General features: G+C 70.7%; 19 protein-coding genes. 15 read left to right on the forward strand and 4 right to left on the reverse strand.

Annotated features, from left to right (window positions below):
- The first annotated feature begins 328 nt into the window (after nucleotides 1-328).
- Nucleotides 329-3,352 carry a 3-keto-alpha-glucoside-1,2-lyase-like domain-containing protein gene (locus tag ACZ7LS_RS28505; protein WP_385137456.1) on the forward strand — a complete coding sequence of 1,008 codons (3,024 nt, stop codon included), beginning with the start codon at nucleotides 329-331 and terminating at the stop codon, nucleotides 3,350-3,352.
- 315 nt (nucleotides 3,353-3,667) lie between these two features.
- Here ACZ7LS_RS28505 and ACZ7LS_RS28510 read toward each other — a convergent pair whose 3' ends face one another.
- Complete coding sequence (locus ACZ7LS_RS28510; RefSeq protein WP_382530945.1) at nucleotides 3,668-4,867, reverse strand: ROK family transcriptional regulator; 1,200 nt, start codon at nucleotides 4,865-4,867, stop codon at nucleotides 3,668-3,670.
- 165 nt (nucleotides 4,868-5,032) lie between these two features.
- Between ACZ7LS_RS28510 and ACZ7LS_RS28515 the strand changes: the two genes are divergently transcribed.
- The 6 genes from ACZ7LS_RS28515 (at nucleotide 5,033) to ACZ7LS_RS28540 (ending at nucleotide 13,846) form a co-directional block, all read left to right on the forward strand.
- Nucleotides 5,033-6,523 carry a sugar ABC transporter ATP-binding protein gene (locus ACZ7LS_RS28515; RefSeq protein ID WP_385137388.1) on the forward strand — a complete coding sequence of 497 codons (1,491 nt, stop codon included), beginning with the start codon at nucleotides 5,033-5,035 and terminating at the stop codon, nucleotides 6,521-6,523.
- Nucleotides 6,520-7,536, forward strand: coding sequence for an ABC transporter permease (locus tag ACZ7LS_RS28520; RefSeq protein ID WP_382530941.1), 1,017 nt, complete (start codon nucleotides 6,520-6,522; stop codon nucleotides 7,534-7,536). The genes ACZ7LS_RS28515 and ACZ7LS_RS28520 overlap by 4 nt, the downstream gene beginning before the upstream one ends.
- On the forward strand, nucleotides 7,533-8,540 hold the full coding sequence (locus ACZ7LS_RS28525) for an ABC transporter permease (RefSeq protein WP_385137386.1): 1,008 nt from the start codon (nucleotides 7,533-7,535) through the stop codon (nucleotides 8,538-8,540). The genes ACZ7LS_RS28520 and ACZ7LS_RS28525 overlap by 4 nt, the downstream gene beginning before the upstream one ends.
- Nucleotides 8,537-9,778: an ABC transporter substrate-binding protein gene (locus ACZ7LS_RS28530; RefSeq protein ID WP_382676289.1), complete on the forward strand. Its 1,242-nt coding sequence runs from the start codon at nucleotides 8,537-8,539 to the stop codon at nucleotides 9,776-9,778. The genes ACZ7LS_RS28525 and ACZ7LS_RS28530 overlap by 4 nt, the downstream gene beginning before the upstream one ends.
- The gene (locus ACZ7LS_RS28535; RefSeq protein WP_382676287.1) at nucleotides 9,775-10,641 is read left to right on the forward strand and encodes a sugar phosphate isomerase/epimerase family protein; all 867 of its coding nucleotides are present in this window, start codon (nucleotides 9,775-9,777) and stop codon (nucleotides 10,639-10,641) included. Before ACZ7LS_RS28530 ends, ACZ7LS_RS28535 begins: the two co-directional genes overlap by 4 nt.
- Before the next feature lie 85 nt (nucleotides 10,642-10,726).
- The gene (locus tag ACZ7LS_RS28540) at nucleotides 10,727-13,846 is read left to right on the forward strand and encodes a ThuA domain-containing protein (protein WP_385137385.1); all 3,120 of its coding nucleotides are present in this window, start codon (nucleotides 10,727-10,729) and stop codon (nucleotides 13,844-13,846) included.
- Between the two features lie 246 nt (nucleotides 13,847-14,092).
- On the opposite strand, the gene ACZ7LS_RS28545 is transcribed toward ACZ7LS_RS28540, so the two are convergent.
- Nucleotides 14,093-14,515: a secondary thiamine-phosphate synthase enzyme YjbQ gene (locus ACZ7LS_RS28545; protein WP_382526030.1), complete on the reverse strand. Its 423-nt coding sequence runs from the start codon at nucleotides 14,513-14,515 to the stop codon at nucleotides 14,093-14,095.
- Between the two features lie 92 nt (nucleotides 14,516-14,607).
- Between ACZ7LS_RS28545 and ACZ7LS_RS28550 the strand changes: the two genes are divergently transcribed.
- The 6 genes from ACZ7LS_RS28550 to ACZ7LS_RS28575 all read left to right on the forward strand — a co-directional run bounded on the left by ACZ7LS_RS28550 (nucleotide 14,608) and on the right by ACZ7LS_RS28575 (nucleotide 19,945).
- Nucleotides 14,608-14,691, forward strand: coding sequence for a putative leader peptide (locus ACZ7LS_RS28550; RefSeq protein WP_349817350.1), 84 nt, complete (start codon nucleotides 14,608-14,610; stop codon nucleotides 14,689-14,691).
- 162 nt (nucleotides 14,692-14,853) lie between these two features.
- Nucleotides 14,854-15,720: an ABC transporter permease gene (locus ACZ7LS_RS28555; protein WP_385133923.1), complete on the forward strand. Its 867-nt coding sequence runs from the start codon at nucleotides 14,854-14,856 to the stop codon at nucleotides 15,718-15,720.
- Complete coding sequence (locus tag ACZ7LS_RS28560) at nucleotides 15,693-16,487, forward strand: ABC transporter ATP-binding protein (RefSeq protein ID WP_382526033.1); 795 nt, start codon at nucleotides 15,693-15,695, stop codon at nucleotides 16,485-16,487. The genes ACZ7LS_RS28555 and ACZ7LS_RS28560 overlap by 28 nt, the downstream gene beginning before the upstream one ends.
- A 42-nt stretch (nucleotides 16,488-16,529) precedes the next feature.
- Nucleotides 16,530-17,570, forward strand: coding sequence for an ABC transporter substrate-binding protein (locus ACZ7LS_RS28565; RefSeq protein ID WP_385133926.1), 1,041 nt, complete (start codon nucleotides 16,530-16,532; stop codon nucleotides 17,568-17,570).
- On the forward strand, nucleotides 17,567-18,769 hold the full coding sequence (locus ACZ7LS_RS28570; RefSeq protein ID WP_382526037.1) for an LLM class flavin-dependent oxidoreductase: 1,203 nt from the start codon (nucleotides 17,567-17,569) through the stop codon (nucleotides 18,767-18,769). The genes ACZ7LS_RS28565 and ACZ7LS_RS28570 overlap by 4 nt, the downstream gene beginning before the upstream one ends.
- A gap of 87 nt (nucleotides 18,770-18,856) precedes the next feature.
- A complete protein-coding gene (locus ACZ7LS_RS28575) occupies nucleotides 18,857-19,945 on the forward strand; it encodes an NAD(P)-binding domain-containing protein (RefSeq protein WP_385133929.1) in 1,089 nt (362 codons plus the stop codon).
- A gap of 85 nt (nucleotides 19,946-20,030) precedes the next feature.
- Here the strand turns inward: ACZ7LS_RS28575 and mltG are convergent, their stop codons facing one another.
- Together mltG and ACZ7LS_RS28585 are read right to left on the reverse strand one after the other, a co-directional pair.
- On the reverse strand, nucleotides 20,031-20,879 hold the full coding sequence (gene mltG, locus ACZ7LS_RS28580) for an endolytic transglycosylase MltG (RefSeq protein ID WP_382526041.1): 849 nt from the start codon (nucleotides 20,877-20,879) through the stop codon (nucleotides 20,031-20,033).
- Between the two features lie 301 nt (nucleotides 20,880-21,180).
- Nucleotides 21,181-23,031: an ABC transporter ATP-binding protein gene (locus ACZ7LS_RS28585; protein WP_385133932.1), complete on the reverse strand. Its 1,851-nt coding sequence runs from the start codon at nucleotides 23,029-23,031 to the stop codon at nucleotides 21,181-21,183.
- Between the two features lie 126 nt (nucleotides 23,032-23,157).
- Here ACZ7LS_RS28585 and ACZ7LS_RS28590 point away from each other — a divergent pair, with 126 nt between their 5' ends.
- Complete coding sequence (locus tag ACZ7LS_RS28590) at nucleotides 23,158-23,601, forward strand: MarR family winged helix-turn-helix transcriptional regulator (protein ID WP_382526044.1); 444 nt, start codon at nucleotides 23,158-23,160, stop codon at nucleotides 23,599-23,601.
- A 173-nt stretch (nucleotides 23,602-23,774) separates the two neighbouring features.
- Complete coding sequence (locus ACZ7LS_RS28595; RefSeq protein WP_382526046.1) at nucleotides 23,775-25,253, forward strand: Gfo/Idh/MocA family protein; 1,479 nt, start codon at nucleotides 23,775-23,777, stop codon at nucleotides 25,251-25,253.
- The last annotated feature ends 54 nt before the right edge of the window (nucleotides 25,254-25,307 follow it).

Here is a 25,307-nt window from a genome sequence, read left to right on the forward strand (position 1 = left end):
CTACCCCCCCCCTCCTCCCCTCCCCCCCCCCCCCCCCCCCCCCCCCCCCCCCCCCCCCCCCCCCCCCCCCCCCCCCCCCCCCCCCCGACGCCGTGCACCGGCAGGGACGCGCTCCTGCCTCAACTATCAGCCAGTTCTTCCTTGTTGAGGACAAAGTATGGACGGTGTGAGGCATGGTCCCTACCCTGGGCGTCGTTCTCGCGCGGAAGTCCGCGTGAAACACGGCGTAACTCCGCCGTCGCATCCCCGGTACGTGTACGAACTCCACTCCGCGGACGCGGGGCCGCCCCGGCCCCCCGCCCACGCGCACCCCCCAGCAGGAGGACGAGTGCAGCCACACGAGTACCAGAGCCCGCGCCCCGGCCGACGCAGATCACGCACCCTCACCGGGTTTCTCCTCGCCGCCCTCATCACCGGAGGTCTCGTGGCGCCCGCGGTCGGCGCGGAGGCGAGAGCCCCCGCGGAGCTGCCGCCCCAGGAGCCCGGCGTCACCCTCCGTGTCTTCGACGTCCAGACCCCGCTCAGCGAACTCTGCGATCTGAAGCCCGCCCAGACCCCCAACGTCGACAAGCTGATTCCCACGGTCGACTGGTCCTCCACCGAGGGCTTCGGCTTCACGGACAACTTCATGTCGCAGATCATCGGCAACATCGACGTGCCCGCCGACGGGACCTACACCTTCCGTCTGATCAGCGACGACGGTTCCCGTCTCCTCATCGGCGACCAGCGGGTCATCGACCACGACGGACTGCACGGCGCCGAGCCCAAGGACGGCGAGATCGCCCTCACCTCCGGCTATCACGCGCTCCGTGTCGACCACTTCGACCGCGGCGGCGACCAGCGGGTGACCCTCCAGTGGAAGCCCCCTGGCGCCACCGACTTCACGCTCGTCCCGAACTCCGTGCTCAGCACGGACGCCGGGGTGGTCCGCGTCACCGCGCCCGGCCGCAAGGAGTGCGAGGGCAGCTACGACACCCCCGGCGACGGCCTGCCGCTGACGTCCGTCCACCCCGGGTACTCCCTCACCGACCTGCGCCCCGAGGGCTTCGAGCCACAGGTCTCCGCCATGGACTGGCTGCCGGACGGCCGGCTCGCCGTGACCACGTGGGGCGGCAGCGACAACACCGTGGGAGAGGCGTACATCCTCGACCATGTCACGGGTGACACCGGACCGGAGAAGGTCACGTACAAGAAGATCGCCGGTGGCCTGAAAGAGCCGATGGGCATCAAGTACGTCGACGGCAAGCTGTATGTGTCGGAGAAACACCAGCTGACCGAGTTGTCCGACACCAACGGCGACGACGTCACCGACTCGACCCGCAAGATCGCGTCCTGGCCGTACGGAGGCAACTTCCATGAATTCGCCTTCGGACTGCTCTACAAGGACGGGGACTTCTATCTGAATCTCTCGGTCGCCATCAACTACGGCGGTGCGACGACCGATCCGCAGCCCGCCGCGAACCGCGGCACCACCATCAAGGTCAACAAGGCGACAGGGAAGGTCACTTACCTGGCGGGCGGTCTCCGGACGCCGAACGGGATCGGGTGGGGCCCGGCGGGAGATCTCTTCGTCACCGACAACCAGGGCGGCTGGCTGCCCGCCTCGAAGCTCGTCCAGGTGAAGCAGGGCCGGTTCTTCAACCACTACACCAACCCCGACGGCCCGTTCGACGACCGCGCGGTCACCAAGCCGGTGCTCTGGCTGCCGCAGAACGAGATAGCGAACTCCCCCAGCACACCGATGCTGGTCAAGGAGGGGACCTTCGCCGGTCAGCTGCTCTTCGGTGACGTCACCTACGGGGGCCTGCAGCGCGCCGATCTGGAGAAGGTGGACGGCGAGTACCAGGGCGCGGTGTTCCGCCATACGCAAGGCCTGGAGGCGGGCATCACCCGGATCAGCACGGGACCGGACGGCGCGATCTACGCGGGCGGCCTGGGCGCCGACGGGAACTGGGGCCAGGAAGGAAAACTCCGTTTCGGCCTCCAGAAGCTGACCCCGAACGGCACCAACGCCTTCGACATCAAGACCATGCGCGCCACCCGCGACGGCTTCGAACTCACCTACACGAAGCCGCTGTCGGAGGAGACCGCCGCCAAGCTGACGACCGGCGCCTACTCCGTGGAGCAGTGGCGCTACGTACCCACACCGGCGTACGGCGGCCCCAAGGTGGACGAGGAGACGCTGCCCGTCGCGTCGGCCCGGCTCTCCGACGACCGCCGCACCGTCCGGCTCACCATCCCGGGGCTGAAGACCGACCGGGTGGTGCACGTACGCTCACCGCGCCCGTTCGCCTCGGCCGACGGCGAGCAGCTGTGGTCCACCGAGGCCTGGTACACCCTGAACGCGCTGCCCGGCCCCGAGGCGCCCGTCACGTCGTACGACGCCGAGTCCGGGCGCCTGTCCGGCGGCGCCGACATCGACACCGAGCACGCCGGTTACACGGGCGGCGGCTTCGTCGACGGCTTCGGCACGCAGGGCGCCACCGCCACCATCGAGGTCGAGGTCCCCGCGAAGGGCGCGTACGACGTGAGCCTGCGCTACGCCAACGGCCCCAACCCCTTCGAGGGCACCAAGACGATCGGCGCGAGCGTCAACGGCGGGCAGGCACGGCAGATCAGCCTCCCCTCCACCGGCGCCTGGAACCGCTGGTCCAGCCGGACCGAGCGGTTCGACCTGCGCAAGGGCCGCAACACCCTGACCTACACCTACCGCGCCGAGGACACCGGCCATGTCAACCTCGACATGATCGAGGTGCGCAGACCCGGCAGCCGTATCGACCTGTTCTCCGGCGGGAGTGTCTCCAGCGCCTGGCAGCACACCGACGGCCGCGCCGTCGAATGGCCGCGCACCCCCGAGAGCTCGGTCGAAGTGTGCTGTGGCGACATCCGTACGAAGCAGTCCTTCGGCGACTTCAGACTGCACGCCGAGTTCCGGGTGCCGAAGCTGCCGCCGGACGTCACCGGGCAGGATCGCGGCAACAGCGGGATCTACCTCCAGGAGCGGTACGAGATCCAGATCCTGGACTCGTTCGGAGTGGAGAAACTCGCCACGAACGAGGCCGGCGCGATCTACAACAAGGTGGCGGCGAGCGCGAACGCCGGCACGGCGCCCGAGACATGGCAGACGTACGACATCGACTTCCGCGCGGCCCGTTTCGACGCCGGGGGGAAGAAGACCGAGGACGCCAGGATCACGGTGGTGTGGAACGGCACGAAGGTCCACGACAACGTGGCCGTGGACGGCCCGACGGGCAGCGGTGACGCGGAATCGGCCGCGGCGGGCGCGATCCGGCTCCAGGACCACGGCAACAAGGTCCGCTTCAGGAACCTGTGGATCGAGCCCCTGGGCTGACCGCCGCGCGGCGGTACTCCACGCCGTACGCCGTCAGGACCGCGGGGGGGGGGGGGGGGAGGGGGGGGGGGGGGGGGGGGGGGGGGGGGGGGGGGGGGAGAAGGGGGGGGGGGGGGGGGGGGGGGGGGGGGGGGGGGGGGGGGGGGGGGGGGTACGTANNNNTTGAGCCCCCCCCTCCCACTACACGGACCCCCCTTCTCTCCCCCCTTCCCTCCTCCCGGCCGGGGGAAGCGCCGGGTCCGGCCCGCCTGAAGCAGCCGGCGTGAACCGGAGAACCGGCTGGAAGCGGCTGGAAGCGCTGAGGATCGGCGGGGATCAGGCCATCGCCCGCGCCAGCCTGCGGTCCACCTGGGACGGCGACATGGCGTGCTCGGTGGCGAGGATCCCCGCCCCGATCACCGCGGCGTTCTCGCCCGTACGGCTCGGCTCGATCCGCAGCACACGCGTGGCCAGCGGATGCGAGCGCCGGTACACCGCCTCCCGTACCCCGGCGAGGAGTTGGTCGTGTACGGCGGCCAGGGCGCCGCCGAGCACGACCGTGTCCGGATTGAAGAAGTTGACCAGGCCCGCCAGGACCTCGCCGACCGCCCGGCCCGCCTCGCGCACCATGCGTACGGCGTCCCGGTTGCCGGAGGCCACCAGCCGCACCACATCGCTGCCCGACCCCGCGTCCAGCCCCAGACCGGCCAGTTTCGCCGCGAGCGCCGCCCCGCCCGCCACCGCCTCCAGACACCCGGTGTTCCCGCACCGGCACGAGTCCCCCTGGTCCCCGACCCGGATGTGTCCGATGTCGCCGGCGCTGCCCTGGGCGCCGCGGTGGAGCCGGCCGTCGGCCACGATGCCGCAGCCGATGCCCGTACCGACCTTGATGTAGAGGAGATAGCGGGTGTCGGGAAACGCACGGCGCTGCTCGGCCAGCGCCATCACGTTCACATCGTTGTCGACCAGCGCCCGCACCCCGAAGCGCGAGGCGAAGAACTCCGGGATCGGGTACTGGTGCCAGCCCGGCATGATCGGCGGATCGATGGGGCGGCCGGTCGAGAACTCGACAGGTCCCGGCACCCCGACCCCGATCGCGCGCAGCGTCCGCGGGTCCTGTCCCGTCTCCTTCAGCAGCGCCTGCAGCGCCCGTTCCACCCTGCGCAGGACCGATTCAGGTCCGTCCGCGATCGAGAGCGGCTCCTGGTGCGCGGCCAGCATCGCTCCGCCGATGTCCGTCAGAGCCACGGCGCAGTGCGAGGCGCCGAGGTCCACACCGGCCACCAGCTGCCCGGCGGTGCGCAGTTGGAGCCGGCGCGGCGGGCGGCCTCCGGTCGAGTCCCCGGGGGCGGGAACCGACTCGTCGACCAGGCCGTGCGCGATCAGCGCGTCCACCCGCTGCGAGACCGTGGAGCGGGCCAGTCCGGTGATCCGCGCGATGTCCGCGCGGGTCGCCACCGCTCCGGAACTGATCAGCGCCAGCACCTCGCCCGGCGAGTGGGTGGCGGAACCGCTGTGATCCGACGGCACAGGCATGAGAGTCACCCTAGGGACGACTTCCGCTGCTCACAAGGCGTTCTATGTTCGGCGGTCGGCACAAGTTCCTGTCAACTCGCTGAAATTCAGGGGTTCTTGGACCCTTGACAGGTCAAAGGTGAGTCACGACTCTGCACAACAGACCGCTGACCGAGGAGCCGGCTGATGCTGACGATGCAGGGCGTGTCCAAGAGCTTCCTGGGGGTGCGTGTGCTCCATGACGTGGAGCTCGGCCTCGAACGGGGTGAAGTCCATGCTCTGGTGGGCGAGAACGGTGCCGGCAAGTCCACCCTGATGAAGATCCTCGCCGGCGAGCACACCCCCGATACCGGGACCATCACGATCGACGGCACGGCGCACACCTTCACCCACCCGGCGCAGGCGCAGGCCGCCGGAGTCGGCATCATCCACCAGGAGTTCGCGCTCCTTCCCCACCGCACGGTCGCCGAGAACGTCTTCCTGGGCCGGGAACCGGTCCGCCGCGGACTCGTGGACCGCGGGGCCATGGAGCGCCGTACCGGTGAGCTCCTCGCCGGGATCGACGAGACCGGCATCACCCCGCGCACTCTCGTGCATGAGCTGTCGGTGGCGCGCCAGCAGACCGTCGAGATCGCCAAGGCCCTCGCCTCCGATGTCCGGGTCCTCGTCATGGACGAACCCACCGCGCCGCTCGCCGACCATGAGAGCGAGCTTCTCGCGGCGCTCGTGCGCCGGCTCGCCGCGCGTGGCCTGGGCATTCTCTATATCTCGCACCGCCTGCCGGAGGTGTTCGCCCTCTCGCGGCGCATCACCGTCCTGAAGGACGGCCGCCGTGTCACCACCCTGCGCACCGCGGAGACCACCACCGACGAGGTGGTCCGGGCCATGGTCGGGCGGGAGCTGACCGACTACTACCCGCCGCGTGCCCGCCCGGCGGAGATCGGGGCGGAGCGGCTCACGGTCACGGGCGGCGGGAACGCCCGTATTCATGACATGGACCTGACACTTCGTGCGGGAGAGGTCGTCGGTGTCGCCGGCCTCCAGGGGTCGGGACGTACGTCGCTGGCGCGTGCCCTGTTCGGCGCGGCCCCCTTCACCACGGGCGACATGACCGTCGGCGGCAGACCGCTGCGCCCCCGCCGTCCGCGCCAGGCCATCCGCGCCGGCATCGCCCTGGTCACCGAGGACCGCAAGGCGGAGGGGCTCGCGCTGCACCAGTCGGTACGGGACAACGCGCTGCTCGTCACCCGGGCCGTCTCCCCGCGCGGCGGGCCGCCGACGGGGAGGGAGATCACGGGGCTCCTGGAGCGCGTACGCCTCCAGGCGCGTGGTGAGGACCAGCGGGCGCTGTATCTCTCGGGCGGCAACCAGCAGAAGGTCGTCATCGCCAAGTGGCTCGCGGCCCGGCCGCGGGTGCTCCTGTTCGACGAGCCGACCCGCGGTGTCGATGTGGGCGCGAAGGCCGCCATCCACACGCTGGTACGCGAACTCGCCCGTGAAGGACTCGCCGTACTGATCATCTCCTCGGAACTCCCCGAGCTGATCGGTATGAGCGACCGGATCCTCGTGATGTCCGAGGGCCGGCTCGTGGGCGAACTGCCCGCCGGCGCCGAGGAGGAGAGCATCATGCGGCTCGCCACCAGCGGGCGCCGGGGCGGACGGGAGGAGGCCGCGTGACCACGACGGAACGCGGACCGCTCGCGCCTCCCCGGACCGGCGTCCGCCTCCGCGGGGTCCGGCTCGGCGATCCCGTCGTCGGTGTCTGGCTCGCGGCGCTGGCCGTCACCCTCCTCGGCTGGATCGTCGTCGCCGCCCGCGGCGGGGACTTCCTCACCACCACCAACGTGGTCGCCATCCTGCAGAACAGCGTCGCGCTCGGCCTCGTCGCCGTCGGCCAGTCCGTGGTCATCCTCACCGGCTCCCTGGACCTGTCGGTCGCCTATCTCATCAGCCTCGGCACGCTCGTCGCGGCCGAGACCATGGCGAGCGGAGGTGTGGTGACGGCCGTGATCGCCGTCCTCGCGCTGTCCGCCGCGGTCGGGCTCGCCAACGGACTCGTCGTCACCGGCCTCAAGGTCAACGCGTTCATCGCGACACTCGGCACGGCGTTCATCCTGCGCGGCTGGATCGAGGACAACTACACCGGCCCCGCCGGCAAGGTACCGGCCTCCTTCCAGCACCTCGGCTACGACCGCGTCGGCCCCGTCCCCGTCTCGGTGTTCCTTCTCGCCGCGGTGGCCGGGGCGGTGTGGTTCCTCACCCGCCGTACCCGCCTGGGCCATCACCTGTACGCGACCGGGGGCGACGAGCACGCCGCCAGGCTCTCGGGCGTCCGGACCCGCCGTACCGTCGTCGTCGCGCACGTCATCTGCTCCCTGTGCGTCGGCGCGGCCGCGCTGTTCCTCGCGGCGCGTCTCGGCGCGGGAGCGCCCTGGGCGGGTACGGAGGCCCGCTACGACCTGGAGTCGATCGCCGCGGTGGTCCTCGGCGGCACCGCGCTGGCCGGCGGTCGCGGCGGGGTGGCGGGAACCCTCGGCGGTGTCCTCGTCCTCGCGGTTCTCGACAGTGTCTTCAACCAGCTGGCGGTCGATCCGTTCTTCAAGAACGTGGTCCGCGGCGTCGTCATCATCGCGGCCGTCGCCGTCTACGCCAGACCCCGCCGTGCCGCGAAGGGAAGGCCGACCGCATGACCACGGCAACCGTCACCCGCCACGGCAAGCGCGCCGTACGGGCACTGGGCACCGGCACCCCCGTCTTCGTGCTGCTCGCCGTCCTGCTCGCCGCGCTGGCCCTCACCGATCCGGGGTTCTACGAGCCCGACCGCTTCCTCTCCTTCGTCAAACGCGCCGCGCCTCTCGTGATCCTCGCCGCCGGCCAGTATCTGGTCATCGTCTGCGGTGAGTTCGACCTCTCCGTGGGGGCGATCGTGACCGCGGGGGTGGTGGTCGCGGCCGAGGTGTACGGCTCGTTCCCCGGCGCCCCCTGGCCGCTCGTGACCGCCCTGCTGCTCGTCGCGGGCGGGGTCGCCGGACTCGTCAGCGGGCTGGTCACCACGGCCCTGCGGGTGCCGTCGTTCATCACCACGCTCGGCATGATGCTGATCCTCGAAGGCGCGGTGTTCTTCTGGACCGGCGGCTCCCCGCACGGCGCCCTGCCGGACGCCTTCCGCCGGCTCGGCCGCGGCGCCGCGTTCGGCTGGCTGCCCTGGGCGGTGATCGTCTGCCTCGTCGTGGGCACCGCCGCCGTCCTGCTGATGCGCTCGGACTTCGGCCGTACGCTCGTCGCCACCGGCGACAGTGAACGCGCGGCGGCCCTCGCCGGGGTGCGGGTCCCCCGGGCCCGGATCATCGCCTTCGTCCTCTCCGGGGTCGCCGCGGCGATCGCCGCCGTCCTTGTCGGCGGCTTCTCGGGCGTCTCCGCCCAGGCCGGCAGGGGCTACGAGTTCGAGGCCATCACCGCCGTGGTGCTCGGCGGTGTGGTCCTCGGCGGCGGACGGGGCTCCGTCGTCGCCGCCATGGCCGGCGCCTTCTCACTGCAGGCGCTGTTCACCCTGCTCAACCTCCAGGGCGTCTCCGGGGCACTGGAGTCCACCGTCCAAGGATGCATCGTCATCGCCGCCGTCGGCCTGGGAGCCGCCGACTGGTCCCGGCCGCGCCGCCGCCGTACGAAACCCTCGGGAGGACAACCCTCATGACAGCGATCCGCCCCCCGCGCAGAAGTCCGCTCCGCGGCCGCGCCCTCAGCTCCGCCGCCGCCCTGCTCGTGGTGGGTCTCCTCGCGTCCTGTACGAGCGACACGCCACCGGACTCGCCCGGCGCCCCCGGCAGTGCCTCCGCCACGGCGGACGCCTCCGGCAGTGGCGAGCAGTCGGAGTTCTTCGAACAGGCCGATTACGAGCGTCAGCTGGCCCTCGCGAAAGAGCGGCCGCAGGGCCCCGAGGGCAAACCGTGGGAACAGATGCTCGGCCCCGAACTCATCGACACCACGCGGTACGAGAAGAAAGAGGCGGGCGGTGTCCATCTCTGCTTCTCCAACGCCGGTGTCTTCAACCCCTGGCGCCAGGTCGGCCTGAAGAACATGTCGGCGGAGGTCGAACTGCACAAGGAGATCGACGAGTTCACCGTGCTCGACGCCCAGGGCAAGGACGACAAACAGATCTCCGACATCCAGGAGCTCACCGGCAGGGGCTGCGACGCGCTGATCGTCTCGCCGAACACCACCGCCACGCTCACCCCCGCCGTCGAGCAGGCCTGCGCCAAGGTGCCGGTCATCGTCTTCGACCGCGGTGTGGAGACGGACTGCGCGGTCACCTTCATCAGTCCGGTCGGCGGCTACGGGTACGGGGCGGTCGCCGCCGACTTCCTCGTCGGGAAGGTCAAGCCGGGAGGCAAGATCCTCGCCCTGCGCATCTCACCCGGTGTGGACGCGCTGGAGACCCGCTGGTCGGCCGCGAAGGTCGCCTTCGACAAGAGCGAACTCGACGTCGTGGACGTCAAGTTCACCGATGGCGACCCGGCCAAGACCAAATCGGTCGTCACCGACGCGCTGACCCGGCACGGCTCCATCGACGGCGTGTGGATGGACTCCGGCGCGACGGCCGTGGCCGCGGTGGAGGCGTTCGAGGACGCGGGCCAGGACGTACCGCCGATCACGGGCGAGGACCAGCAGGACTTCCTCCAGGCGTGGAAGGACAAAAAGCTCACCGCGTTCGCGCCGACGTACCCCACCTTCCAGTGGCGTACCCCGGTCATCGCCGCTCTGCGGATCCTCCAGGGGCAGCAGGTCCCCAAGGAGTGGAAGCTCCCGCAGCCCTCCATCACGCAGGACACCCTCGACGAGTACCTCAAGCCGGGCATGCCACCGCTGCACTACGCGATGTGCGGCTGCGCCGATCTGCCCGGGTACCCCGAGGCCTGGGGAGGCAAGGGATGACGCGGTTCCCGCTCGGCGCCAACCCGTGGATCTGGCACTCCCCGGTCGGGACCGGCGCCCTGGCCGAGGTGCTCCCGCGGCTGGCCGGCTGGGGTTTCGACTGTGTCGAACTACCACTGGAACAGGCCGGGGACTGGGAACCGGCTGCCACCGCCAAGCTGCTGGACACGACCGGGCTCGCCCCGGCGGCCGTGATCGCGGTCATGCCGCCCGACCGGAATCTCGTACGGACGGAGCCGGGCACCGTACGGGCCACCCAGGACTATCTGCTGCGGTGTGTCGACGCGGCCCACGCGGTGGCCGCCCCCGTCGTGGCGGGCCCGGTGTACACCGCCGTCGGGCGCACCTGGCGTATGACCGGCGCCGAACGGGCCACCGCCTACGAGGAGTTCAGGGAGAACATCGCGCCGGTGGCCGACCACGCGCGCGCCGCGGGGGTACGGATCGGGGTCGAACCGCTCAACCGGTACGAGACCGGTCTGCTCAACACCGTCGGCCAGACCCTCACGGCGCTGGAGGGCCTCGACCCCTCGGTCATCGGCGTCGCCCTCGACACGTACCACCAGAACATCGAGGAGCGCACACTGCCCGGCGCCGTCCAGGAGGCCGGCTCCCGTATCGTCCACGTCCAGGTGTGTGCCAACGACCGCGGCACTCCCGGTGCCGACCATCTCGACTGGGCCGGGTTCCTCACCGCGCTGGACCGGCACGGCTACCGGGGCGCGCTGTGCATCGAGTCGTTCACCGCGCACAACAACGCGATCGCGGTCGCCGCGTCCGTGTGGCGCCCGCTCGCCCCCACACAGGACGGGATCGCCACCGACGGGATCGCCTTCCTCCGCCGGGCTCTCGGCACCCCCTGACCGGTACCGCGCCCTCCTCATCGGCACCGCAACCCCCTGATCGGTACCGCACCCGCACACCGAACTCCCTCAGAGAGGACCGGTTATGAGCCGTCATGCTCGCGGAACAAGAAGGGCGGTCGTCGCCTGGGCAAGCGCGTTACTGCTCGGGTTCGCCGCGATCCCCGCCGCCGCCACCGCCGCCACCAGTGAAGAACCCGCCTTCCGTGCCCTGCTCTTCACCCGCGCCGTGGGGTACGTCCACGGTTCCATCCCCGCGGGCATCAAGATGTTCGAGGAGGAGGCGGCCGAGAACAACTTCGAGATCGTCCAGACCGCGGACCCGGCCGTGTTCGACGACGAGAAGCTGAAGGACTTCGACGCCATCGTCATGCTGCAGAACTCCGGCATGGTGTGGGACACCGAGGCACAGCGCGACGCGATGGAGACGTACGTACGGAGCGGCAAGGGCGTCGTCGCCCTCCACAACACCCTCGACATGGGCGTCGAGGAGCAGTTCCCGTGGTGGGACGAGACCATCAACGGCGGCGTCCATATGCCGGCCCACTCCCCCGGTGTGCTCCAGGGAACGGCGAAGGTCGCCGACCGCGTCCACCCGTCCACCAAGGGCCTGCCCGAGCGCTGGGAACGCCCGGAGGAGTGGTACAACTTCGACCGCAATCCCCGTGGCGACGTGCACGTCCTGGTCACCGCGGACGAGACGACATACAACCCGGGCGGCTCCGCGATGGGCGCCGACCACCCCATCTCCTGGTGCCGCTCCACCCAGGGCGGCAAGGTCTGGGCCACCGCGATGGGCCACGACACCCCGGCGTACAGCGAAGCGTTCTTCCGTGACCATGTCGTCGGCGGACTGAAGTGGGCCGCGGGCGTCGAGGCGGGCGACTGCGGCGGCACCGTCTGGAGCGGCTACGAGAAGGTCACCCTCGACGACAACACCGCCGATCCGATGGAGCTCGACGTCGCCAAGGACGGCCGCGTCTTCTACGTCCAGCGCAGCGGCGAGGTCAAGATCTTCGACCCCGCGGCCCACTCCACCGTCACGGCGGGCAAGCTCGACGTCTACACCGGCGGCGAGGACGGCCTGATCGGCATGGAACTCGACCCGGACTTCCGCGGAAACGGCTGGATCTACCTGTACCACTCCCCCGCCGGAGCCACGAAGGACATCAACCGTCTCTCCCGCTTCACCATCAAGGGCAGCACACTCGATCCGGCCAGCGAGAAGAGACTCCTTGACGTACCCGCCTACCGGGACCGCACCTTCCCGGAACCCGGGCACACCGGCGGCGCCGTGGAGTTCGGCCCGGACGGCACGCTCTATCTCGGTGTCGGCGACGACGTACCGCCCAACCTCGACCCGAACTGGCAGGGATACGCGCCGATCGACTGGCGTCCCGGCAAGGAGATGCTCGACGCCGCGCGTACCGCCGGCAACACCAACGATCTGCGCGGCAAGATCCTGCGCGTCAAGCCCACCAAGAGCGGCGGCTACACCATCCCCAAGGGCAACCTCTTCAAGCCGGGCACCAAGAAGACCCGCCCCGAGATCTACGCGATGGGCTTCCGCAACCCGTTCCGCTTCACCGTCGACCAGAAGACCGGATACGTCCATGTGTCCGACTACGGCCCGGACCGCGGAGCCCCCGCCACCGACAGAGGTCCCGAGGGGCTCGTCGAGTACAACGTCATCAAGAAGCCGGGCAACTTCGGCTGGCCGTTCTGCCACGGAAACAACCAGGCGTACGCCCCGTACAACCCGGACACCAAGGAAGTCGGCGCCAAGTTCGACTGCGCGAACCCGGCGAACCCCTCGCCCAACAACACCGGCCTCACCGATCTGCCCGACCTGACACAGCCGGAGATCTGGTACGGCTACGGCGTGTCCGAGGAGTTCCCCGAGGTGGGTGAGGGCGGCTCCGCCCCGATGAGCGGCCCGGTCTACCGCTATGACAGCGAGAACCCGTCCACGACGAAGTTCCCCGCCTACTTCGACGGAGCCGGGTTCTTCTACGAGTGGGCGCGCAACTACGTCAAGGAGGTCCGGTTCGACCGGGACACGAAGCTCCTCAAGATCAACGACTTCCTGTCCTCGGCGAAGTTCAACAAACCGATGGACATGACGTTCGGCCCCGACGGCTCGCTGTACGTCCTCGAATGGGGCAGCTCCTTCGGCGGCGGCAACAACGACTCGGGCCTGTACCGCATCGACTACGCCCAGGGGCAGCGCATCCCGGTCGCCAAGGCGTCGGCCTCCGTCACGAACGGCCCCCTGCCGCTCGATGTCGCCTTCTCCAGCGAGGGCAGCACGGACCCGGACGGCGACGCGCTGACCTACGCGTGGGACTTCGACGGCAACGGCACATACGACTCCACCGAGGCGTCCCCCACCCACACGTACACCACCGCGGGGGACTTCACCGCCCAGCTCAAGGTCACCGACTCCACCGGCAAGTCGGGCTACGCCAACATCCCCGTCACCGCGGGCAACACCGCGCCGAAGGTGACCATCGACTTCCCGGTCAGCGGCAAACTCATCACGTTCGGCGACAAGATTCCGTACAAGGTCACGGTCACCGATCCGGAGGACGGGCCGGTCGACTGCTCCAAGGTCACCGTCAACCCGGCCCTCGGCCATGACGACCACGAGCACCCGACCACCGACATCCCGGGCTGCGAGGGCACCGTCGACACCGGTGACCTGGGCGGCCACCCCGAAGGCGCGGACCTCACCTACGTACTCAACGCCAAGTACACCGACAAGGGCGCCACGGGGACCTCCGCACTCACCGGCTACGGCCGGTCCGTCCTCCAGCCGCGGCACAAGCAGGCTGAGTACTACGACGCGCAGTCCGGCACGCGCGTGGTCTCGCAGGCAGGCGCCGAGAACGGCAAGCGCATCGGCGACATCAGCAATGGCGACTGGATCGCCTTCGATCCGATGAGCGTCGAGGGCGTCAGCGGTGTGAGCTACACGCTGTCGTCCCCGTACGGCGTCGGCGCGATCGAACTCCGGGCGGACGCTCCCGACGGGGAGCTGCTCGCCACCACCCCCGTCCCCAGCACCGGCGGCTGGGACACCTACCGGCCCACCCCGCCCGTCCCGGTCGAGGCCCTCGCGGGCACCCACCGGCTGTATCTGGTCTTCACCTCACCGCGGGACAACTCGTTCGACGTGGACGCGGTGGAGTTCATCAGCCCGTAGGGCCTGCCGCGAAGGCCCCGGACAGCACTGCGACAGGCGCCGCGGGGGGGGGGGGGGGGGGGAAGGGGGGGGGGGGGGGTGGGGGGGGGGGGGGGGGGGAGGGGGGGGGTGGGGGGGGGGTGGGGGTGGGGGTTGTGTCTTTCCCTCCCCCCTCGATTCCCCCCCTACACCCCCCCCCCCCCCCCCCGCCCCCCCCCCCCCCCCCCCCCCCCCCCCCCCCCCCCGGCACGCTTACGGGAGCCGGGATCAGCCGAGGAAGCTCAGCCGGACCTGACGGTTCGGGTTGTCCCCGTTGGTGTCGACCAGACACACCGACTGCCAGGTGCCCAGCTCCAGACGTCCCCCGATCACCGGCAGCGTGGCGTGCGGGGGGACCAGGGCGGGCAGGACGTGGTCCCTGCCGTGGCCGGGGGAGCCGTGGCGGTGGCGCCAGCGGTCGTCGGCCGGCAGCAGGGTGTGGAGTGCGGCGAGCAGGTCGTCGTCGCTGCCGGCGCCGGTTTCGATGACGGCCACGCCCGCGGTCGCGTGCGGTACGAAGATGTTCAGCAGGCCGTCCCGGCCCGCCGCGCTGTCCCGGAGGAATTCCTCGCAGGCGTGCGTCAGATCGGTCACCGCCTCATGGGTGCCGGTGGTGACGTTCAGGGTCCTGGTGGTGAATGCGTCGGGCATGCACCCATCTTCCCGCCCGTCCCGCGGGATCGCGCGTCCGCGTACCGAGACGCCATTGACCGGATCCGGAAACGCTCGCTACTTTTTGCGGCATGTTGCGTTCAGCTCTGCTCACCACGCGCGGTCACATCGACCTGCTGCGGGTGGCGTCCGCCGCGTGTCGTCGCGGCTGCTGACCTCTTTCTCCTCCCGGGGCTCCCTCCTTCCGCTGTGCCCCGCTTCTCCCGTCGCCCCGGTCGGTGTGTCCCGCTGACCGTATGCCGCCGCACCCCCACGCGCCGGCGCTGAGGCGCTTCTCCCCGCACGCTCCTTCCCCCTCCCTCGTCCGAGGAGCCGCCATGACGATCGATCATGCCCCGCCGGATATATCCGCCATTTCGAAGAATGAACCCCTCACCCTGGAGCCGGTGACCCCCGCCTCCGCGGCCGGTTCCCGACGCCGTGGCGCCCCGCGCTGGCTGCGGCGCACCGTCGGGCCGCTGCTCCTGCTGGCCGGCTGGCAGGTGCTCAGTACGACCGGTGTGCTGCACCGTGACATCCTCGCCTCCCCCGGCACCATCGCCACCGCCGCCGGCGAGCTGATCAGCGACGGCACCCTGCCCGCGGCCATGGGGATCTCGCTCCAGCGCGTCGCCGTGGGACTGCTGCTCGGCGGGGTGATCGGGATCTCCCTCGCGCTGATCTCCGGGCTCTCCCGGCTCGGCGAGGATCTGGTCGACGCGACCGTACAGATGCTGCGCACCGTGCCCTGGGTCGGTCTGATCCCGCTCTTCATCATCTGGCTGGGCATCGGTGAGGCCCCGAAGATCGCGCTCATCGCGCTCGGGGTGGCCTTCCATCTCTATCTCAACGTGTACGCGGGGATTCGCGGCGTCGACGAGCAACTCATCGAGGCGGGCCAGTCGTTGGGGCTCGGCCGCTGGGGTCTCGTACGGCATGTCGTCCTGCCGGGCGCGCTGCCCGGCGCGATGACCGGGCTGCGGTACTCCCTCGCCACCGCCTGGCTCGCCCTGGTCTTCGGCGAGTCCATCAACGCCGACGCCGGCATCGGCTTCCTGATGAACCAGGCCAGGGAGTTCTTCCGTACGGACGTCATCGTCGTCTGCCTGGTCGTCTACGCATTCCTCGGCCTGATCGCCGATGCCATCGTCCGCACTCTCGAAGGGCTGCTGCTGCAATGGCGACCGACATTCCAGGGCAAGTGAACCCGCTGGGCACGGTTCCGCCGCCGGGCACGGCCGCCGTGTCCGACGGCGCGGTGGCGGTACGGGTCGAGGGGCTGACCCGGGCCTTCGACGGGCGCCCGGTGATCGACCGGCTCGATCTGACCCTCCGTCCCGGGGAGTTCACCGCGCTGCTGGGCCGCAGCGGCTGCGGCAAATCGACCCTGCTGCGGGTACTGGCGGGCCTCGACCGCGAGATCGAGGGGACCGTACTCGTACCGAAGCGGCGCGCGGTGGCGTTCCAGGCGCCGCGGCTGATGCCCTGGAAGCGGGTATGGCGCAATGTGCTGCTCGGCCTCGACGGCAAGCCGCAACGGGCCGTCGCCGAGGACGCGTTGGCGGAAGTCGGGCTGAGCCACCGGTCGAGGGCCTGGCCCAAGACCCTCTCGGGCGGCGAGGCCCAGCGCGCCTCGCTGGCCAGGGCCCTCGTACGGGAACCCGATCTGCTGCTGCTCGACGAACCGTTCGGCGCGCTCGACGCGCTGACCCGGATCAAGGCGCAGCGGCTGGTGGCCGAGTTGTGGCAGCGGCGCGGCTGCGCGGTGCTGCTGGTCACCCATGACGTGGAGGAGGCGCTGCTGCTCGCGGACCGGGCGCTGGTGATGCGGGACGGGGTGATCGCGTACGAGACGCCGGTCGCGCTCGACCGGCCGCGCGCCGTCGGCGATCCCGGTTTCGCCGCCCTCCGTTCCCGGCTCCTGACCGAGCTGGGGGTCGATGAGCCGGTCGCCACCGGCGCCGTCGCGTAGTCCGCTCTCTCCCCCGGCCCTCAGCCTCAAGAAAGCTCTCCGATGAAACGCTTCCTGCCCGCCGCCCTGCTGCCCCTCGCCCTCCTCCTCACCGCCTGCTCGGGGAACTCGTCCGCCGACGACTCCGGCGGCGCGGGTGGCTCCGTCGACGGCAAGGGCTCCCTGATCCTCACCATCGGTGACCAGAAAGGCGGTTCGGAAGCGGTCCTCCGTGCCGCCGGTGAACTCGACGATCTCCCCTACCGGGTGAAGTGGTCCACGTTCACCTCGGGGCCGCCGATGCTCGAAGCCGTCAACGCCGGTGCCGTGGACCTCGGTTCCGTCGGCAACACCCCGCCGGTCTTCGCCGCCGGAGCCAAGTCGAAGATCACGGTCGTGGCGGCGTCCCACGGCGACTCGGGGGGCGAGGCGATTCTCGTACCGAAGGACTCGCCGCTGAAGAAGACCACCGACCTGAAGGGCAAGTCCGTCGCGGTCGCCCAGGGCAGCTCCGCCCACTACCAGTTGATCGCCTCGCTCAGGAAGGCCGGCCTCACCCTCGATGACATCAAGGTCACGCTGTTGCAGCCGGCCGACGCCCTGGCCGCGTTCAGCACCGGCAAGGTGGACGCCTGGGCCGTCTGGGACCCGTACACCTCGCAGGTGCTGCGCGGCGGGCAGGGGCGGGTGCTCACCGATGGCCGGGGTGTCGTCAACGGGCTGAACTTCCAGGTCGCCGCGCCGGCCGCGCTCAGGAACAAGGAGAAGACGGCGGCCATCGGTGACTTCATCGACCGCCTGCGCCGGGCGCAGGACTGGGTCTTCGACCATCCCGAGGAGTGGGCGAAGGTCTGGGCGAAGGACACCGGCCTGCCGTACGAGGTCGCCCTGGACACGGTGAAACTGACCCACGGCACGCGCGTCCCCGTGGCCCTCGACAAGGCCGCGGTCTCCTCCGAGCAGGAGATCGCGGACACCTTCACCGAACTGAAGCTCATCCCGCACGCGTTCGACTTCTCCGACTACGTGGACGACCGCTTCAACAAGGACCTCCCGCCGTCGACCTCGCCGGCGCGCAGCTACGGAAAGGCCACTTCCCGATGAGCATTCATCTCCACTGGTTCCTGCCGACCGGGGGTGACGGACGTACACTCGTGGACCGGCACGCCTACACCGACGGCGGCATCAAGCGCTCCCGGATCACACCGGTGAGCGGGGTCAGGGCCCCGGACATCGACTATCTGGCGCAGATCGCCAAAGCCGCCGAGCATCTGGGCTTCGAGGCGGTACTGACACCGACGGGCACCTGGTGCGAGGACGCCTGGCTGACGACGGTGGCACTCGCGCAGCAGACCGAGCGGCTGAAGTTCCTGGTGGCCTTCCGCCCCGGGCTGATCTCACCGGTGCTCGCGGCGCAGATGGCGGCCACCTACCAGCGCGTCACCCGGGGCAGGCTGCTGCTCAATGTGGTGACCGGTGGCGACTCGACCGAGCAGCGCCGCTTCGGCGACCATCTCGACCACGACCGCCGCTACGCCAGGACCGCGGAGTTCCTCTCGGTGATCCGGGGCGTCTGGGGCGGCCGGCCGTACGACTTCGACGGTGAGCACTACCAGGTGGAGGGCGGGCTGACGGCGCTGCCGCCCGACCCGCTGCCGGAGATCTTCTTCGGTGGTTCGTCCGCGGCGGCGGGGCCGGTCGCGGCCGAGCACACGGATGTCTATCTGACCTGGGGCGAGCCACCGGCCCAGGTCAAGGAGAAGATCGACTGGATCCGCGGTCTCGCGCAGGAACGGGGCCGTACGGTCCGCTTCGGTATCCGGATGCACACCATCTCCCGGGACTCCGCCAGGGACGCCTGGGCCACGGCGGACCGGCTGCTGGACGATCTCGATCCCGAGACGGTCGCGGCGGCCCAGCAGGCGCTGGGCAAGAGCGAGTCGGTGGGCCAGCAGCGGATGATCGCCCTGCACGGCGGATCGCGCGACCGGCTGGAGATCGCGCCCAATCTGTGGGCGGGGGTGGGTCTGGTACGGGGCGGTGCGGGCACCGCGCTGGTGGGCAGCCACGCGGACGTGGCCGACCGGATCGAGGAGTACCACGAGCTGGGGATCGAGCACTTCGTCCTGTCCGGCTATCCGCATCTGGAGGAGGCGTACTGGTTCGGGGAGGGCGTGACGCCTCTGCTGGCCGCGCGCGGGCTCCTCGCGCGGGTCCCGGCCTCGCCGCTGCTGGGGGTGCCGGGGGCGAACGGCCGCCCGGCGTCCGGCGGCGCTCCGCTGCTGCTCTCCGGGGGCCGGTGAGAGAGGAGTCCAGGACCGGTCCTGCGGGCCCGCCGGACCCGCCGGCCGCAAGGGAAGATTCCCGCCCCGGAGGCTGTTGGTAGAAACGTGAACGACTTTGGGGTGCGGGACATCGATGTAGTGGTCGTCGGCGCCGGACAGGCGGGTCTGTCCGGCGCCTACCATCTGCGGCGGTCGGGTCTGGAACCCGGCCGCGACTTCGTCGTACTGGACCATGCCCCGCGGCCCGGCGGTGCCTGGCAGTTCCGCTGGCCCTCGCTGACGTACGGCAAGGTCCACGGCATGCACTCGCTCCCCGGCATGGAGCTGACCACCGCGGAGAGCGATGACGGCCGGCCCTCCTCGGAGGTCATCGGGGCGTACTTCACGGCGTACGAGCGGCGCTTCGGCCTGCGCGTCCACCGGCCCGTGGACGTACGGGCGGTGCGCGAGGGCGGCGGCGGGCGGCTGCTGGTGGAGACGTCCGAGGGGAACTGGTCGGCCCGGGGACTGATCAGCGCGACCGGGACCTGGGACCGGCCCTTCTGGCCGCGCTACCCAGGCCAGGAGACCTTCCGGGGGCGGCAGTTGCACACCGCGGACTATCCGGGGCCCGATGGGTTCGCCGGGCTGCGGGTGGTCGTGGTGGGCGGCGGGGCGTCCGGGACGCAGCATCTGATGGAGATCGCGGAGGCGGCGGCGGACACCACCTGGGTGACGCGCCGGCCGCCCGTCTTCCGCGAGGGCCCGTTCGGCGAGGAGCAGGGACGGGCGGCCGTCGCGCTCGTCGACGAGCGGGTACGGCGGGGTCTGCCGCCGCGGAGTGTGGTGTCGGTGACCGGACTGCCGGTCACCGAGGCGATCACACGGGCCCGCGAGACGGGGGTACTCGACCGGCTGCCGATGTTCGACCGCATCACCCCCGGCGGCGTGGCCTGGGACGACGGCCGGACGGTGGAGGCCGATGTGATCCTCTGGGCGACCGGGTTCCGGCCGGCCGTCGGCCATCTGGCACCGCTCGGGCTGCGCGAGCCGGGCGGCGGCATCCGGGTCGAGGGGACGCGCGCCGTACGGGACGAACGGGTCCATCTCGTGGGGTACGGGCCCTCGGCCTCGACGATCGGCGCCAACCGGGCCGGCCGGGCGGCGGTCGGGGAGATCAAGCGGCTGCTGGAGCGCGAACCGGCCGTGGCCTGACTCCGCGGAATTCCGGGGCCGGCACCGACCGCGCTTGCCCCGGCGCCGTACGAGCGCTTCGGGGCCGGGCGGGGCGGCGGAACGATCAGTTCGAGCCGTTCGCGGCCTTGCGGTTCTGGTTGAACTCCTCGACGTTGCGCCGCTGTTCGGCGTATTTGTTGGTGAAGCGGGTGTCCCCGGGCTTCACGGTGACGAAGTACAGCCAGTCCCCGCTCGCGGGGTTGAGCGCCGCGTTCATCGCCTCCTCCCCCGGATTGCCGATCGGCGTGGGCGGCAGCCCCTTGCGCTCATAGGTGTTGTACGGGCTGTCGATCTTCGTATCCGCTTGGCTGGTGTCCAGCGTCGAACGGTTCAGCGCGTAGTTCAGCGTCGAATCCATCTGGAGCGGCATGCCCAGCGACAGCCGGTTGTGCACGACCCTGGCGACCTTCCCCATGTCGGCCACCGAATCCGCCTCCGCCTGCACGATGCTGGCGATGGTGACGGCCTGATAGGTCGACACCCCGGCGCGCTGCGCCCCGGCGCTGATATGGCCCGCCCCGAACCGCTGGTTGGCGGTGTTGACCATATAGCTCAGCAGATTGGCCGGGGTCGTCGCGGAGCCGACCGGATAGGTGGCGGGGAAGAGGAAGCCCTCGGGGTTGCCCTTGGCGGCCTCGGGCAGCCGCAGCCGCGCGGTGGCCGCCGCCTTGCGGGTGGTACCGGCGGACAGGCCGAGCGCCTGGTCGACGGAGACATAGACCTCGGCGGCGCGCCGGCCCTCCGGGATGACCAGTGTCGTCCGCTTCTCGCTCTCGTCGTCCCCGGTCAGCAGGAGCACGGGAACCAGCACCACGGCGGCCACGACCAGGATCACGGTCAGCAGCAGGACCACCCGGCCCCGGCGGGTCAGACGGGGTCGCCCAGGGCGCGCCTCCGGAGGCTCGTTCATCATATGGGCACGCTAACCCGGAGTGATCAGCGAACCCGGCACTTCAGGCGTGCCGACACGGGCGACGCGGCAATACCATACGAACGGCATACGAATAGCCCGCGAGCCACGTGCCGACAGCGGCCGGACCGGACACGGAGAGTACGCACTCCCGCTCACCGAGCGCGGCGCCGCCACTCGCGTATCAACGGCGCCGTCACTCGCGTACCAAGGGCGCCGTCGCCGGCGTCCCAGCGGCGCCATCGCCCGCCGTCCCAACCGTGCCGTCGCTCCCCTGCCCCACGGGGGTGGCGGCACTGCCGGGTCAGGGCGAGACCGACGCCAGTTCCTCGGCCGGCTCCGGCTGCTGTGCCGACGGCCGGCTGTCCCTGCGTACCAGGGCGGCATAGCGGCCGTCCTGCTCGATCAGCTCGTCATGGGTGCCCCGCTCCGCGATCCCGCCCGCGTCGAGGACCACGATCTGGTCCGCGTCGCGCACGGTCGAGAGCCGGTGCGCGATGGTGAGGGTGGTACGCCCCTCGGAGAGCGCGTCGATGGCCTGCTGCACCGCGTGTTCGGTACGGGTGTCGAGTGCGCTGGTGGCCTCGTCGAGGATCAGCACGGGCGGGTCCCGCAGGATGGTGCGGGCGATCGCGAGCCGCTGCTTCTCGCCGCCGGAGAACCGGTATCCGCGCTCGCCGACCAGCGTCCCGTAGCCGTCGGGGAGCGAGCTGATGTGGTCGTGTATCTGGGCGGCTCTGGCGGCCGCCTCGATCTCCTCGTCGGTGGCTTCCGGCTTGGCGAAGCGCAGGTTGTCCGCCACCGAGGCATGGAACAGATACGTCTCCTGCGAGACCACGCCGACGGCCCGCGCGAGCGTGTCGAAGTCCAGGTCGCGTACGTCCACGCCGTCGAGCAGGACCCGGCCGCCGGTCACGTCGTACAACCGGGGTACGAGATAGCTCAGGGTCGATTTTCCGGAGCCCGTGGGGCCGACGACGGCGAGGCTGCCGCCGGACGGGACCGTCAGATCGATCCCCCGCAGCGTCGGCCGCCCCTTGTCGTCGTAGCTGAAGTCGACGTCCTCGAACCGCACTTCACCGCGGATCGTGTCGAGCCTGACCGGCTTTTCCGGCTCGGTGATGTCGACGGGCAGATCGAGGTACTCGAAGATGCGCTGGAAGAGGGCGAGCGACGTCTGCATGTCCACACCGGTGGAGAGCAGGCTCACGGCGGGCCGGAACAGGCCCTGCTGCAGTGAGACGAAGGCGACGAGCGTACCGATGGAGACGGCCGTGCCGCCGGCGTTCAGCGCGATGCCCGCGGCCCAGTAGATCAGGGCGGGCATGGCGGCCATGACGATGCCGATGGTCGACATCCGCCACCGGCCCGCCATGTTGGAGCGCACCTCCAGGCCGACCAGCCGCTCGGACTCGTCCGCGAACGACTTGGTGAGCGAGTCGGCCCGCCCCATCGTGCGGCCGAGGAGGATGCCGCTCACCGAGAGCGATTCGGTGACGGTGGCGGCCATGGTCGCCATGTGCCGCTGACGGTCCGTGGTGATCTTCTTGCGCTCGCGGCCGACGCGGCGGCTGATCCAGACGAACACCGGCAGCAGCGCCATCGAGACGGCGGTGAGCCGCCAGTCCAGGGCGAGCATCGCGACGACCGAGGCGACGACGGCCGTGAGGTTGGAGACCAGGGAGGTCGCGGTGGAGGTGACGGTCGCCTGCATACCGCCGATGTCATTGGCGATCCGGGACTGGACCTCGCCGGTCCTGGTCTTGGTGAAGAAGGCGAGCGGCATGCGCTGGAGGCGGCCGTAGACGCCGGTGCGCAGATCGTGCATGACCCGCTGGCCGACCGTGGTCGATATCAGCGTCTGGAGCACGCCGAAGACGCTGTTGACGACGGCCGTGAGGATCATGCCGAGGGCGAGCAGACTGAGCAGTCCGGTACGGCCCTGCGGGATGGCGGTATCGAGGATCTCGCGCAGCATGAACGGCGAGGCGACCGTGACCAGCGAGGACGCGCCGACGAGCAGCCCGACGAGCGCGAGCCGGCCGCGGTAGGGACGGAAGAGGCCGAAGATGCGCCGCAACTGGGCGGGCGGCTCCGGCTGCCCCGGATCACCGGGGTGGGACGAGGGTGTCCACGTCGGGTGTTCGGGTTTCATGGGCTCCTTCGATGGCTGAGGGACTCCGGCGGAGGCGCGCGGGTACGGGCGTACCCGCGCGGCTCGCCGAGCATAGCTCACTGTTACCTATGTTCACAATGACCATAGTCCTGATATTATTCCGCCATGAACTCCCCCGACGCCGACGGCCTGCTGGCGGAGCAGCTCCTACGGCTGACCCGCAGGCTCCACCGCATCCAGAAGCGGCAGTTGGAGCCGATCGGCATCACTCCCGCGCAGGCCAGGCTGCTGCGCACCGTCGCGTCCTACGACACGCCGCCGCGCATGGCCGACCTGGCCCAGCGGCTCGAAGTGGTGCCCCGGGCCGTGACCTCCCTGGTCGACGGTCTGGAGGCGAGCGGCTCGGTGCGCCGCGTCCCCGATCCGACCAACCGGCGCGTGATCCGTATCGAGCTGACCGACACCGGCCGGGCCACGCTGCGGGCCCTGCGCGTGGCCCGCAGGTCGGCCGCCGAGGAGGTCCTGGCCCCGCTCGCGGCCGAGCAGCGCGAGGTTCTCGGCGGGCTGCTCTCGACGCTGGTCGACGGCGGCCCCGAGCGCCGCTGCTGACCGCGGCGCGGAAGAAGGCGGAAGAAGTCCGGGCGGAAGAAGTCCAACAGTCCGTTCCCAAGAGTCCAATCGGACCCTTGCGTATCACCTTGCGCATCGCCCGCGTCGGCGGCCAAGGTCCTTTCCGAGGTTCAGTCACCAGCCGCGCACGTCAACTCCCCCTTGGAGGGTCGATGCACGACGCAGCACCGGAGAACCCCGGTACGGAAGACACATCCGCCAGTGACGAGACAGCCCACGGAGAGGTCAGCCGCCGCTCGGTCCTGCGGACCACGGCGGGCGTGGCGGGCGCCGGGCTCGGCCTCTCCGCGCTCGGCACCGGCACCGCGGCCGCGGCCGGGCCCGCCGCGGCCGCCGGAGCGGCGGAATCCGCCGTGTCCGCCGACTCCTCGGCGCCGCCGCGCAAGGGCCGCACCATGGCCGGAGTCCCGTTCGAACGCCGTACGACAGTACGGGTCGGCATCATCGGCCTCGGCAACCGCGGCGGCAGCATGATCGACCTCTTCCTCGCCGTCCCGGGCGTCCGGGTCGTCGCACTCTGCGACCCGGTGAAGGCGAAGACCGAGAGCGCCGCGGCGAAGGTGGTGCGCGCCGGCCAGCCCGCGCCCGCCGTCTACACCAACGGCGAGGACGACTACGAGAACCTCTGCGCGCGCGGGGACCTCGACTTCGTCTATGTGGCCACGCCCTGGGACTTCCACTTCGAGATGGCCAAGTCGGCGATGCTGAACGGCAAGCACGTCGGGGTGGAGTGTCCGGTCGCCATGCGCCTCGACGAGCTGTGGCAGCTCGTCGATCTCTCCGAACGCACCCGGCGGCACTGCATGCAGCTGGAGAACTGCTGTTACGGGAAGAACGAGATGCGGGTCCTGCGCATGGCCCACGCGGGCAAGTTCGGGGAACTGCTGCACGGCGCGGGCGCCTACAACCACGATCTGCGCGGCCTGATGTTCGACCCCGACTACTACGAGGGGCCCTGGCGCCGGCTCTGGCACACCCGGCTGCGCGGCGATCTCTACCCCAACCACGGCTTCGGCCCGGTCGCCAACTACATGGACGTCAACCGTGGCGACCGCGCGGTCTCCATCACCAGCGTCGGCACGCCCGCGCTCGGGCTCGCCGAGTACCGCGCCGCCCATATGCCGCCCGGAGACCCGAGCTGGAAGGAGACGTACATCGAGAGCGACCGGACCATCAGTCTGGTCAGGACTGCGAAGGGCCGGGTCATCCGGCTGGAGCACGATGTGTCGACGCCACACCCGTACAGCAGGATCAACAGTCTCGGCGGCACCAAGGGTGTGTTCGAGGACTATCCCGAGCGCATCTACATCGAGCCGGACCATACCGATGACGCCTGGGGCGATTTCGGGAAGTACGCGGACTGGGACCACTGGCTCTGGAAGGAGCACGCCGATCCGCCCGGCGGCCATGGCGGGATGGACTACATCATGGTCTTCCGGCTGATGCAGTGCGTCCGGCTGGGACTCGTGCCCGACTTCGACGTGTACGACGCGGCGACCTGGACCGCGCCGGTGCCGCTCAGCCACGCGTCGCTCAAGGCGAACGGAGCCCCGCAGCGGATCCCCGACTTCACACGCGGCGAATGGCGTAAAGCCCGGCCCGGGGTGGACTCCGACAGACCCGAGGAGTGACCGGGACCCCGGAGGGGCGGGGGGGGGGGGGGGGGGGGGGCCCCCCCCCCCCCC

It is taken from the genome of Streptomyces sp. NPDC039430 (assembly GCF_055639435.1).